The sequence below is a fragment of the Emticicia fluvialis genome, from assembly GCF_024793945.1.
Classification (GTDB): domain Bacteria; phylum Bacteroidota; class Bacteroidia; order Cytophagales; family Spirosomataceae; genus Emticicia; species Emticicia fluvialis.
The window spans coordinates 1-12,441 of the sequence record NZ_JANUSD010000019.1; the positions used below are offsets into that span (position 1 = coordinate 1).

10 protein-coding genes are annotated in these 12,441 nt (G+C 42.8%); 3 read left to right on the plus strand and 7 right to left on the minus strand.

Translation table 11 applies throughout. From position 1 onward, the window contains the following. Positions 1-181: 181 nt before the first annotated feature. The 3 genes from NZ848_RS18935 to NZ848_RS18945 all read right to left on the minus strand — a co-directional run bounded on the left by NZ848_RS18935 (position 182) and on the right by NZ848_RS18945 (position 3,216). Positions 182-1,114 (minus strand): hydroxypyruvate isomerase family protein, encoded by a 933-nt coding sequence (locus NZ848_RS18935; protein WP_259016849.1) that lies wholly within the window; start codon positions 1,112-1,114, stop codon positions 182-184. A gap of 81 nt (positions 1,115-1,195) precedes the next feature. Then, positions 1,196-1,921: an RluA family pseudouridine synthase gene (locus tag NZ848_RS18940; RefSeq protein WP_253532181.1), complete on the minus strand. Its 726-nt coding sequence runs from the start codon at positions 1,919-1,921 to the stop codon at positions 1,196-1,198. Positions 1,922-2,070: 149 nt separating this feature from the next. Beyond that, positions 2,071-3,216 carry a 1-deoxy-D-xylulose-5-phosphate reductoisomerase gene (locus tag NZ848_RS18945; RefSeq protein ID WP_259016850.1) on the minus strand — a complete coding sequence of 382 codons (1,146 nt, stop codon included), beginning with the start codon at positions 3,214-3,216 and terminating at the stop codon, positions 2,071-2,073. Positions 3,217-3,497: 281 nt separating this feature from the next. Here NZ848_RS18945 and NZ848_RS18950 point away from each other — a divergent pair, with 281 nt between their 5' ends. Then, a complete protein-coding gene (locus NZ848_RS18950; RefSeq protein ID WP_259016851.1) occupies positions 3,498-4,382 on the plus strand; it encodes a fructosamine kinase family protein in 885 nt (294 codons plus the stop codon). Here the strand turns inward: NZ848_RS18950 and NZ848_RS18955 are convergent. Then, complete coding sequence (locus NZ848_RS18955; RefSeq protein WP_259016852.1) at positions 4,379-5,443, minus strand: LuxE/PaaK family acyltransferase; 1,065 nt, start codon at positions 5,441-5,443, stop codon at positions 4,379-4,381. The genes NZ848_RS18950 and NZ848_RS18955 overlap by 4 nt on opposite strands. A gap of 106 nt (positions 5,444-5,549) precedes the next feature. On the opposite strand from NZ848_RS18955, the gene NZ848_RS18960 reads away from it, so the two are divergent. Together NZ848_RS18960 and typA are read left to right on the plus strand one after the other, a co-directional pair. Continuing rightward, on the plus strand, positions 5,550-6,059 hold the full coding sequence (locus NZ848_RS18960; RefSeq protein WP_259016853.1) for a hypothetical protein: 510 nt from the start codon (positions 5,550-5,552) through the stop codon (positions 6,057-6,059). A gap of 329 nt (positions 6,060-6,388) precedes the next feature. Then, on the plus strand, positions 6,389-8,209 hold the full coding sequence (gene typA, locus NZ848_RS18965) for a translational GTPase TypA (RefSeq protein WP_253532174.1): 1,821 nt from the start codon (positions 6,389-6,391) through the stop codon (positions 8,207-8,209). A 72-nt stretch (positions 8,210-8,281) separates the two neighbouring features. Here typA and NZ848_RS18970 read toward each other — a convergent pair whose 3' ends face one another. The 3 genes from NZ848_RS18970 to NZ848_RS18980 all read right to left on the minus strand — a co-directional run bounded on the left by NZ848_RS18970 (position 8,282) and on the right by NZ848_RS18980 (position 12,230). Continuing rightward, the gene (locus tag NZ848_RS18970; protein ID WP_259016854.1) at positions 8,282-9,088 is read right to left on the minus strand and encodes a crotonase/enoyl-CoA hydratase family protein; all 807 of its coding nucleotides are present in this window, start codon (positions 9,086-9,088) and stop codon (positions 8,282-8,284) included. Positions 9,089-9,173: 85 nt separating this feature from the next. Further along, entirely contained in the window at positions 9,174-11,549 is a 2,376-nt protein-coding gene (locus NZ848_RS18975; protein ID WP_259016855.1) for a M1 family metallopeptidase, read from the minus strand. An 87-nt stretch (positions 11,550-11,636) separates the two neighbouring features. Beyond that, the gene (locus NZ848_RS18980) at positions 11,637-12,230 is read right to left on the minus strand and encodes a HupE/UreJ family protein (protein ID WP_253532161.1); all 594 of its coding nucleotides are present in this window, start codon (positions 12,228-12,230) and stop codon (positions 11,637-11,639) included. Positions 12,231-12,441: the final 211 nt, after the last annotated feature.

A 12,441-nucleotide genomic window follows, 5' to 3' on the forward strand; every position in this document is an offset into this window, starting at 1 on the left:
TATCATTCAAAACGCAACTCTCGCAAACGATTCATAGCAGAATTTATATCTCTAAACCTGAACAGGAAAAGTTACTTAATTTGTTTCATATCAATTTTGGGTGACCCAGCGAGGAAAACAGGAAAAAGGTATCGGGTTGAAGCCTGATACCTTTTTTATGGCACGCCAAAGAAGGAACATTTTAAAAATTATCGCTCCAACGGTAGGCCTCTATTAACTTCCTCTCTCCTTCTGCCCCTTTATAGGCATTTCCGTGTTCCATACCCAAAATAAACTCCTGATTATTGGCTTTTGATTTATCATAAATATGTTTGAACAGGCTCTTGTAGTTTACCTCACCTGTGGTTGGCTCATTACGGCCGGGCTCATCCCCTATCTGAAAATACCCGATTTCGCTCCAGCACCAGTCCATATTTTGTGTCAGGCGGCCTTCGTTGCGTTGCATGTGCCACATATCAAACAGAATCTTGCACGACGGGCTGTTAACTGCTTTACAAATCATGTAGGTCTGGTCTGAATGGCGCAGAAACAGCTCCGGCGTATCACTAAGGGGCTCAAGCACCATAGTTAAGCCATGTGGCTCCAGGATGTCGCATGCGCGTCGTAAAGCATCAATTACGTTTGCGGTTTGTATGCCCAGGGGTAATCTTCTTTCAAAAAATCCAGGTACTACTGTGGCCCATTTGGCGTTAACACGCTTAGCTACCTCCACAGAGGCACGGCAGGTTTTAAGGAAATTTTCAAGAAACTCTTTCTTTCCGGTGGTAAGAGATATTTTCCAGTTATCGCCGCCGTCAATCACAAATACCCCCATTTTCATATTCAGCTTTGCAAGCGTTTCCCCAATCTTCTTTTGTACATCTACGGGGCGCCCCAGCATTCCGTTGTCTTCCAGCGCCATAAAGCCGTTGTCGGCCATAAACTTCAGCTGGTCAATCAGGTCTTTTCCAGCCAGATTCTCAAACATACCAAAATGTGGTGCATATAAGAGCTTGAATTGATTGGCCGCTACCAGGTTGTTTTGCGGCGCCTCAGCTGCCAAAGAAGCACCCAATGGCAGTGCAGACGCTCCGGCAACCATAGCGCTTTTGGAAATAAAATTTCTGCGATTCATTTTTATTCTATTAAGGGGTTGATTGATGCAAGCTAAAGAAAGTAATGCCTTAGACCAATCCGGGGTATATCCTGAGTTTTGTTAATACAAAAAGTCAAGATTCTCGGTTTTGATATCTTCAGGGTCCAGTTCAAGAAACTCTTCCCAGAAGGGGTTCTCTGGTAGTGGTGCAATACAAAGAATTGGTTCTTTTTTAACCGGATGCACAAAGTATAAACGGCGGGCATGCAAATTAATATTACCCTCGGGGTTGGTTCTGGGGAAACCATACTTTATGTCTCCTCTTATCGGGCAGCCCATAGTTGCCAGCTGAACTCTTATCTGATGCGGGCGCCCCGTTATAGGGTTTATCTCTAACAAATGAAAGTGATTGATTTCTCCCAGATAGCGGTAGTTCAATTCTGCTTTCTGCGAACCATTCACTTCTGTATCATAAGCCGTAACAACGTTTTTCTCTTCATTTTTTACCAGCCAGTGGGTCAGCTTGCCGCTTTTTTTCTCTGGTCTTTTGCCTACTACAGCCCAATAGATTTTCTGAACATCGCGGCGCCTAAAAAGTTCATTCATGCGCTCAAGTGCCTTTGAGGTACGTGCAAAAACCACAATACCACTCACGGGGCGGTCAAGCCGGTGAACCGTACCCAGAAAAACGTCACCGGGTTTGTTATATTTCTTCTTAATATAATCTTTTACGTAGTCTGCTAATGTTTTGTCTCCTGTGGCATCTCCCTGCACTAAAATCCCTGGCGCCTTATTAACAATAATAAGGTGATTGTCTTCATAGAGAACATAAAATGGATGTTTCATATCATTATAATTTGCTACAAAGATACTTAGTTTTTTGTAGTTTAACTACAAAACTGTATCTGCAGGGGTATTTAGTGGGTACAACAAGCCCTTACTGCACAGGCTTATTGCGGTTTAATAAAACTTCTGGTACGGGCTGTTTATTTCAATCAATATTCTAAAGCTATGCGGCGGGTTTCTTCATCAGTACGGATGTAGTCTTCCAGGGTTGGGGTTTTAACAAAGCTAACCTTGTGCATACAAGCCTCAATGAGGTCAGACATCTCAAGAAAACCAATCTCATCTTTCAGGAAAGATGCTACGGCTATTTCATTAGCGGCATTGACAATACAGGCCATATTGCCCCCTCTTCTGAGTGCCTCAAAGGCAAAGCCCAGATTACGGAATGTCTGTGTGTCTGGCTGTTGAAAGGTAAGTGAGGGATACTTTGTGAAATCGAACCTAGGGAAGTCTGATTTTAAACGGACAGGATAAGACAAAGCAAATTGTATAGGCACGCGCATATCTGGCAAGCCCATCTGCGCCTTAATGCTGCCGTCTTCAAACTGCACCATAGAATGAATAATACTTTGCGGATGCACAACCACATCAATCTGCTCGGGGGTCAGGTCAAACAACCATTTGGCTTCAATCACTTCCAGCCCCTTGTTCATCAACGATGCCGAATCAATGGTAATCTTCGCGCCCATGCTCCAGTTAGGGTGCTTCAAGGCTTGCTGCTTGGTAACAGTTTTCAGAAATTCGCGCTCTTTACCAAGAAACGGCCCGCCTGAAGCCGTTAGAATGATTTTTTCAATAGGATTATGAAATTCTCCGACCAGGCATTGAAAAATCGCCGAATGTTCAGAGTCAACCGGTAGAATATCAACTTTATTTTTTTGTGCCAAATCTGTTACCAGTTCGCCAGCTACTACCATTGTTTCCTTATTAGCCAAAGCTATATGTTTACCGGCTTTAATAGCTGCCAGGGTGGGTATCAGCCCTGCATAACCAACCAGAGCAGTCAGCACCATTTGAACCGATTCCATCTGTACTACCGATGCCAGCGACTTCTCTCCGGCATAGACTTTTATCTGAAGGGGGTCAAGTGCTGCAAAAACTTGATCATATAGCGCTTCATTTGAAATTACCACTACATTTGGCCTGAACCTGGCAGCCTGCTCAATCAGCAAATCGGCATTGTTCTGGGCTGTGAGTACTTCTATTTCAAAAATATCGGGGTTGGCGGCAACCACTTCCAATGCTTGTGTACCAATTGACCCTGTTGAGCCCAAAATAGCGAGACTTCTTTTCATGTAGTGTCGTGAATGCTTTTTTCTTAGAATAAAACGTATTACACCGGCGTTATTAGTATCCTTAATACAAAGCTGTTATAATTGTTGCTGTTAACGAAACCGGTTACAAGGGTTATATGAGGGCAAATGAGGTTATTACAAATCAAATAACATCCTGAAGCCAGTCTGGCTGGCAAAGTTCGTAAAATTTAGCGAGAAAGTTTTTATTTTGCCATTCGGATTAAACTTTCATTTATTGCAACATGGAAGGCTTTAGGAATATTTAAGTGAGGAACCAAACCATGCAAACGGCTGAAGACCAATTTCAATTTTTTGAGGGAATACTTTTTGAAACACTGGGGCGCGATGTGCAGGTGAATGAGTATCGTCTGTTACAGGGTGGAAGCATCAATGCTACGGTCCAGATACTTACCAGTGAAGGCAAGTATTTTGTTAAATATAATACCCTTAACTACGACCAGATGTTTGCGGCCGAGGCACGCGGACTTGACCTGCTGCGCGAAACGAAGGTGATTAGAATACCCGAAGTAATAAACTGGGGAAGGCGAGACGGACACGATTACCTGATTCTGGAACATATAGAGGCCAATAAACAGAATAAGTTTTATTGGGAAACCCTTGGGCATAAACTGGCCGCCTTGCATAGAAACACCAGCGATTGTTTCGGGCTGGGCTTTAATAATTACATTGGCTCGTTGGAACAAAATAATGAACCAAACATTAACTGGATACCTTTTTTTATTGAGAAAAGGCTGAATGTGCAGGCTGGTTTGGCTTATTATAATGAGCTGATAGATAAAGAAGTATATGACAAGTTTCAGAAGTTCTACGAGTTACTTCCTTCGCTGCTTCCGGATGAAAGACCCTCTTTATTACATGGAGACTTGTGGGCAGGCAATGTTATTACCGACAACATTGGTGAACCCTGCCTGATAGACCCTGCCGTATATTATGGCAACCGCGAAGTAGAACTGGCCTTTACCCGTCTTTTTGATGGTTTCGATAACCGTTTCTACGAGGCTTATCATGAGAGTTTCCCATTACAGCCCCGCTTTGAAGACCGCGCCGGCATTTATAATTTGTATGCCCTTATGGTACATGTCAATATTTTCGGGGCAATTTATCTGCCGCCCGTGCTGAGAACACTTAACCGGTATTTATCTTAAACCACAAGCAGATTGCAGCCTCTGATATCGGAGTTATCGAACCGGCCAATAACACTGAACTGCTGGTTTGCTGGCTGATAAGCCCCTAAATCCTGGGTTTCAATGAAGCAACAAGAATCAACATTGGCCAGGTCTACTACATTAATGCCTCCACGAACAACTGCTTCTTTCGATAAACCCGTATGAAACTGTGTCGAGATAATTTTGAAAGGGTCGTTGATTTCCCGCAACAGCACTTTCATTGAGGCCGGTAGCTGAAATACACCTTCACCCATAGAATATCCCTGCGAAAGCAGTTCAGTCATACCGTATTCAGAGTGAATCTGTTTAACCGGCAAAGCTTTTGTAAGAATGGCGTGTACTTCCTCACGCAATAACTCTTTTCTTCGTCCTTTCATACCACCGGTTTCCATTACAATGAGCCTGTCTTTCAGATTTTCCATGAAAGACAAATCGTGGCCTTCTTCTACCAAATCAAGCAGGGCAAAAGTTACACCTATTAACAAAACCTTACGGTGTGTCTGGTTGTTTTCTGAAAGCTGCTGCAGCTTATCGAGCATCTCGGCGGTGTTATGAAGGTAAAATCCTGATTCACGCGAGTATGTGCGGTAAATAAAACTTTGCACCATATACACCAACGACGAATTATTTCGTTCAAGATACGAGGGCAGCAAAGCAAGAATATGGTAGTCGGTTAATGGCCCATAAAACTGCTCAAAGATTTTCTGGCTGATGTGTTCATAAAAAGGCAGGTCGCTTACGTAATGCCTGCTTACATTCTGCTGAGTTGTGCCGCTGCTTTCAAAAACTATTTGTTCGGGGGCATTGCCAGAAATGATTTTATGATGCTTGAAGAACTGAATAGGCAGAAACGGAATTTTCTCCAAACGATTGATTCGTCTGGGGTCAATTTTCAGAAAACCCAGATATTGATTATATACCGGATTGGCCACAGCCTGAAACCGGAAAATCTCAAGAGCCAGCTCATCAAAAGTATGCTGATTCTGAGGATAGTCACTTAACTGAAGAACTGCCGATTTGAGTTCGTCTCGGATACCCATGAAATAGATTTATTGGTAGTTTCAGGGCATAACAACAAAAAATGTTACGGTTAAGCCTAAAACTTTCATTTTTATACTAAATTGCTTCTAAAATTACAGATTACAGATGAAAAAGGTTTCAGTATTGGTTGTTTTTAGTGTAACAGCATTGCTAATTGGCTGTTATAATGACATATCGTTCGATTTAATACCATATATTGAGTTTAGAGATTTACGTAAAGAAACCACCCTGGACAGCTTCTCGGGTTCAAAGAAAGATTCAGTAATTATAAGCATACATTTTGAAGACGGCGACGGAGATTTAGGCCTGAGCGAAGAAGAAAAAAAGGTAGCTGTAGATAAGCAGGACTTTAATTATTTGCTAAAGATATTCAGAAGCAAGGACGGCGTATTTCAGGAGATTCCACAACCGGTACCTTATTCGGGCTTCTTTCCGCGTCTTAAATTAGATGATAAAAAGCGCCCCATAGAAGGAACGCTAAACTACTCAATTGTATATTTTCATAATTCTGTTCCGGCTAAAGACACCGTTAAGTATCAGATTACGATTAAAGACCGGGCAGGAAATGTTTCAAATACGGTAGAATCGAAACCCATTATTCTCAGAGAGTTTTAACGATTTGATTTTTAATGCCCGGTTTTCAGCGTTACCAAAAACTTTTATATGCCCCGGTTTTTTACTGCCTGAGGCCTGAAATAGTTTCAAGCCAGCCCGTAATTTTGGTTTAGTTTTAGTACTTCATAAAAACCACCTGCCTTAAAACCAGATATTATTGCACTATTCCTATTAACAATTTAATAATGATAGGATAATCTACCAAAAACAAGGTTTTCTCATTGTATTTTTCTAATTTTGCAGTTTATTTCAAAAAGGTGTAGTTCGTTAGTCGTTTATCCGTGATGCGTTGGGGTAAAGATTGGCGCATTACGATAACTTTAGACTTCATGCAAAATATTAGAAACATTGCCATTATTGCCCACGTTGACCACGGTAAAACAACCCTGGTTGACAAAATTATTCATGCTTCAAAAATCTTCAGAGAAAATCAGGAATTTGGTGATTTGATTCTTGATAACAATGACCTTGAACGTGAGCGCGGAATCACCATTGTGTCGAAAAACGTATCAGTACGTTATAACGATGTAAAAATCAATATTATAGATACCCCGGGCCACGCCGACTTCGGAGGAGAGGTTGAGCGCGTTTTGAAACTGGCTGACGGTGTTATTCTGTTAGTTGATGCTTTTGAAGGCCCGATGCCTCAAACCCGTTTTGTATTAGGCAAAGCCCTGCAATTAGGTTTGAAACCAATTGTGGTAGTAAATAAAGTTGATAAAGAAAACTGTCGCCCTGAAGAGGTACACGAACAGGTGTTTGACCTGATGTTTAACCTTGAGGCTACCGAAGACCAGCTTGATTTCCCGTGTTTGTATGGGTCGTCTAAACAAGGCTGGATGAGTACCGACTGGAAAAAACCAACGACTGACATTATTCCTTTACTTGATGCCATTGTTGCCAATATTCCGGCGTCACCGGTTGTAGATGGTACAGCGCAGATGCAGATTACCTCTCTTGATTACTCATCTTTTGTTGGTCGTATTGCCATAGGCCGTGTGGCCAGAGGTGTACTGAAAGAAGGTATGCAGGTAGCGCTTTGCAAAGCAGACGGAAGCGCCAAAAAGATGCGTATTAAAGAACTACACGTTTTTGAGGGCCTTGGTAAAGCAAAAGTAGCAGAAGTGAGTTCGGGTGAAATTTGTGCTGTAACAGGTATTGAAGATTTTGAAATTGGTGATACCGTTGCCGATGCAGAAAATCCGGAAGCCCTGCCACGTATCGCTATTGATGAGCCAACCATGAACATGTTGTTTACCATCAATAATTCGCCGTTTTTTGGTAAAGAAGGTAAGTTTGTTACATCGCGCCACTTACGTGACCGTCTGATGAAAGAAACAGAGAAAAACCTTGCCCTTCGCGTTGAAACCGGCGATACTGAAGATAAATTTATTGTATATGGCCGCGGTATCCTTCACTTGTCGGTTCTGATTGAAACCATGCGTCGTGAAGGTTACGAACTACAAGTGGGCCAGCCACAGGTATTATACAAAGAAGGTGAAAACGGTGAAAGACTTGAGCCTGTTGAAACCCTTGTAGTAGATGTACCGGAAGAAACAGCCGGAAAAGTAATTGAGCTGGTAACGCAACGCAAAGGCGAATTATTAATTATGGAACCCAAAGGTGACTTACAACACCTTGAGTTCAATATTCCGTCTCGTGGTTTGATTGGTTTACGTTCAAATGTACTTACTGCTACTTACGGTGAGGCCATTATGAACCACCGCTTCAAGGCCTATGAGCCGTTTAAAGGTGCAATTCCGGGTCGTATCAATGGTTCGTTGATATCGATGGGTAACGGCCCTGCAACACCTTATTCAATTGATAAACTGCAAGACAGAGGGGTTTTCTTTATTGACCCGAACGAAGAAATTTATATGGGTATGGTAGTAGGCGAACACAACCGTCAGAATGACCTCGTGATTAACCTGCAAACAGCCAAAAAGCTGACCAACATGCGTGCTTCGGGTTCTGATGACAACGTGCGTATTGCACCGAAGATTAATTTCTCTCTGGAAGATGCCATGGAGTATATCCAGAAAGATGAATATCTGGAGATTACGCCTAAGTCGATTCGTATGCGTAAAATATACCTTGACGAAAACGAGCGTAAACGTTATGAAAGCAAAGGCGCTTTTGCAATAGCTTAATTTGCTCAGAAGTCATAAACGAAGAAACCCTGCCGGCCGGTAGGGTTTCTTCGTTTATAGTCATATAAAAACTCAGTCTTCAAAACCGGCATCCCGCTTCTGGCTTTTAGCCATGAAGGCTTCCTGCAAATCGTTTGATAGCAGCATGGCGGCGTTCCAGGTTGCCATGTAGTTCAGGCCGTCGGCAACAGTGTGGTCTCTGGTATGCAACAGAATATGCTTGGTACCACGGATAGACAAGGGCGACCTGGCAGCTATAGTAGCGGCCAGTTTAAAAACCTCTTCCATCATGGTAGCTTTATCATTGTAGGCACTGTTTACAATGCCTATTTTTTCAGCTTCTTTGCCGCCTACATGCCGCCCTGTATAGGCCATTTCACGCACCCGGCCCTCTCCTATCAGCTTTGGCAGCCGCTGAAGTGTACCTAAATCGGCTACCATACCCATGTCAATTTCCTTAATAGTAAAGAATGCATCTTCGGTGCAATAGCGTATATCGCAGGCACAGATAATGTCCAGCCCGCCACCAATACAGCCGCCGTGAACTGCTGCTAAAACAGGCTTGGAGCAGTTTTCAATGGCATTAACCGGCGCCTGTAGCCTGAGAACGTCTTTTCTGACTTTTTCTCTCCTGCGTCCCTCGCAGGTAATATCTGTTTGTGCTACCGACATCAGCAGGCTTAAATCTATGCCCGCGCAAAAGTGTTTGCTCTCGCCGCCTTCCAGCACTATTACTCGCACTTCGGGGTTCTCATCCAGATTTTCAAAAGTATCTTTGAGTTCGTCCCAGGCGGTCTGGTTGAGTGCATTGGCTTTTTCGGGCCTATTCAGTACTACATGGGCGATATGATTCTGTATCGTAAGTTTTATTGTTTGCATAGCTTTAAAAGTGGCTGAGTTTAACAAAAAAAGCCGGAGAGGGTCATATCTCCGGCTAAATTTAACATTATTTTATAAAGAATTATTATTTCTTATCTCCGCTTGTTTGCACACCAGAAGGCTGGTTCTTTTTAGCTTCCTGCATTGGATTAGGCCCAGGATTAAAACTTCTCTGCTTGAAAGCCTGGAAACGGGTAGGTTGTTCTGGCTCTTTAGGGAAGGTGTTGTCAGACGTATCAATATCCGGAATCTCATGGTAAGGGTCCAGCTTGAACTTCGCTACTTTTTTGGTAGTTACCAAAGTCTTTTTCACCTCTTTATCATTTAACCTCCAAAGTTCGGCCGGTATTCTTACGTCTTCAAAAGTACCATCTTCAAACTCCATTCTGATAATTACAGGCATTACCAAACCACCTTTGTTTTTCAGGCTTAAAACGTAAAAGTTCTTGCCTTCATCTACCATTTTACGTTCATCGGCTGAAAGAGTAGAAAGATACTGCTCATACTTTTTCTTATCGGCTTCTGATACTGCAAATCTATCATAAGTGTTATAGAAGTCTCGCATGGTTGAGTCAGCCTCTACTACCGTCTGTTTAATATCTGTTTTGTTGCGGATATTGCTTAGTGTTTCTTTTTTGGCATCCGCATCTGCTTTAGCTGCTGCTTTAATTTTGGCGGGGTCCTGCGAGTCTATACTATACCATTCTACATTAGCAATGGCCTGGTCAACCGGCTCAACGCCATAAAACCAGCCTTTCCAGAACCAGTCAAGGTCAACGCCTGATGCGTCTTCCATTGTACGGAAGAAATCGGCAGGTGTAGGGTGTTTAAAAGCCCAACGTCGTGCGTACTCTTTGAAGGCGTAGTCGAAGAGTTCACGCCCCATGATGGTCTCCCGAAGAATGTTCAGCCCTGTTGCAGGTTTTGAATAGGCATTAGGCCCAAAAGTACCCGGCAGAATGTTATCTGAACTACTCATAATTGAGTTCTGCTTATCGGCATCCAGTTTCATATAACCCGTAATGTATTGTGGCTCTATACCTGTAGCCGGGAAGTTTCTGTCCCACTCAAGACAGGTTAACCCTTCCAGGAAAGAGTTCAGCCCTTCATCCATCCATGACCACTGGCGCTCGTCAGAATTCACAATCATCGGGAAGAAGTTGTGACCAACCTCATGAATAATCACCAGAATCAGAAAGTTTTTAGTTCCTTCTGAATACGTGCCGTCAGCCTCAGGGCGTGCGCCGTTAAAGCTCATCATCGGGTACTCCATACCCCCTACTGAACCATGAACCGAATAAGCCACCGGATACGGATAAGCAACCGTGCGTTTTGAGTAGTTAACCAATGTGTGCGCCACTACACGGGTTGAGTATTGCCCCCAAAGCGGGTTAGCCTCTTTAGGATATAAAGACATTGCCCACACCTTTTTGCCTTCAACGTCTACCTGCATGGCATCCCAGATGAATTTACGAGAAGTAGCAAAGGCAAAATCGCGTACATTTTTGGCTGCATAAATCCAGGTCTTTTTGCCGGTTGGCTTGCCCTTTTCGGCAGCCTCGGCTTCTGCCTGTGTAACAATCAGTACCGGTGTTTTTGATGTTTTGGCCTGCTCCATGCGTTTTAATTGAGTTGGAGTAAGCACTTCTTTAGGATTTTGCAGCTCTCCGGTGGCACCCAATACCATATCGTTAGGCACTGTCAGGGCTACTTTATAGTCTCCGAAAGGAAGCGTAAATTCTCCCTGCCCCAAGAACTGTTTATGCTGCCATCCGTTTACGTCATCGTAAACAGCCATACGAGGAAACCACTGGGCAATTTCATATAGAACGTTACCATCTTTCGGAAATAGCTCAAAACCGCTTCTACCCCCTACCAGTTTCAAATCGATGATGTTAAACTTCCAGTCAACCTGAAACACAAAGGCCATACCTTTAGCCAAAGGCGCTGGCAGGTCTATGCGCATCATAGTTCCGTTAATGGTATATTTCAAATCTTTTCCAGCGGCATCTTTCACAGCCAGAATTTTATACCCGTAGTCTTTATCATTTGCGCCACTCAGATTACCAATGCTGGTAAAACTAGACCCACTGGTTGGGTTAATGGCACTCTGGCGGGTAGTGTTTCCGTCTGAGTTTTTAGAGAAAACGTTCTGGTCAAGCTGCATCCATAAGTAACGGAGTTCTTCAGGCGCATTGTTGGTGTAGGTTATTTTCTCTGTACCGGTTATGCTTTGGTTGTTGTCGTTTAGTTCAGCTTTGATGTCATAGTCTGCCTTTTGCTGCCAGTAGTCTCTGCCAGGTGCTCCGGCTGCTGTACGAAAAGTATTAGGCGTAGGCAGGGCAGTGCCCATTTGCTCAAATTTGGTATTGGCATTGTATTGGGTAGCAGGCGCCTGCTGCGCTTGCGCCGAAACCATGCCGCACAAAACCGTCGCGATAAAAATGGAGATTTTTTTCATGCTTTGATGAAGGTTTAATACTCTGTTAGTTTTAAATGTTTGCGATTGATACAATTTATTTTAGTCTTATGCCTTGGGCGATTGCAGTTAAAAAAACCATTTCTCGGTCATCAGTTTAAATGCTACCCCTGCAACAAAACTTGACAGTATGAGATTCCAGGTATGTTTTTTTACATGGAAAACATTGAGCATTAAAAAAGACAATACCAGTGCAATGGATACAATCAGTATCTGCCCGAACTCAAGCCCCACATTAAATGCCAGCAACTGCTGAATGATGTTCTGGTCTTTACCTAATAAACTGCGGAGGTAATTAGAGAACCCCATGCCATGAATAAGCCCAAAACCCAGGGCTAAAAAATACCTTACCGGCGAAAAATGCTCTGGTACCAATACACTTGTGCTGCTCTTATGAAACAGATTGCTGATACAGGTAATAATAATTGTTACGGGTATCAGAAACTCAATGAGTTCGGTACTATAATCAATCACATTTAAAGCTGCTAAAGCAAGTGTAACCGAATGCCCGATGGTAAATGCTGTTACCAAAATTAAAATTCGTCTCCAGTCAGATATCCTGTAAATGGCACATAAGGCTATTACAAATAAGATATGGTCATAGCCGTTGATATCGGTTATATGTTGATAACCCAACTGAAGGTAAATTGAAAATTCGGTCATTAGTTTAGTGGTTAGGCAGTATATTAGTAATAGCAAAAATACAAGTTTTGCAAAACCCTGATTATAAAGCCACTGCTTATTTTTAAAATTTTTAAGAATTACCCGCTTTCATAAACATTTTACGCAGGGCTTTTATCCGGTTGGGTTGTATTTGGCACAAACACCTGATGCACACAAAGCAAAAATAGCAGCCTGTAAACAAGCTGCTATT

Excerpts from the sequence above, each read along its gene's own strand:
- NZ848_RS18960 (WP_259016853.1), top strand. The coding sequence starts at position 5,550 with ATGAAAAAGGTTTCAGTATTGGTTGTTTTTAGTGTAACAGCATTGCTA.
- typA (WP_253532174.1), top strand. The coding sequence starts at position 6,389 with ATGCAAAATATTAGAAACATTGCCATTATTGCCCACGTTGACCACGGT.
- NZ848_RS18955 (WP_259016852.1), bottom strand. The coding sequence starts at position 5,443 with ATGGGTATCCGAGACGAACTCAAATCGGCAGTTCTTCAGTTAAGTGAC.
- NZ848_RS18935 (WP_259016849.1), bottom strand. The coding sequence starts at position 1,114 with ATGAATCGCAGAAATTTTATTTCCAAAAGCGCTATGGTTGCCGGAGCG.
- NZ848_RS18950 (WP_259016851.1), top strand. The coding sequence starts at position 3,498 with ATGCAAACGGCTGAAGACCAATTTCAATTTTTTGAGGGAATACTTTTT.
- NZ848_RS18980 (WP_253532161.1), bottom strand. The coding sequence starts at position 12,230 with ATGACCGAATTTTCAATTTACCTTCAGTTGGGTTATCAACATATAACC.
- NZ848_RS18975 (WP_259016855.1), bottom strand. The coding sequence starts at position 11,549 with ATGAAAAAAATCTCCATTTTTATCGCGACGGTTTTGTGCGGCATGGTT.
- NZ848_RS18940 (WP_253532181.1), bottom strand. The coding sequence starts at position 1,921 with ATGAAACATCCATTTTATGTTCTCTATGAAGACAATCACCTTATTATT.
- NZ848_RS18945 (WP_259016850.1), bottom strand. The coding sequence starts at position 3,216 with ATGAAAAGAAGTCTCGCTATTTTGGGCTCAACAGGGTCAATTGGTACA.
- NZ848_RS18970 (WP_259016854.1), bottom strand. The coding sequence starts at position 9,088 with ATGCAAACAATAAAACTTACGATACAGAATCATATCGCCCATGTAGTA.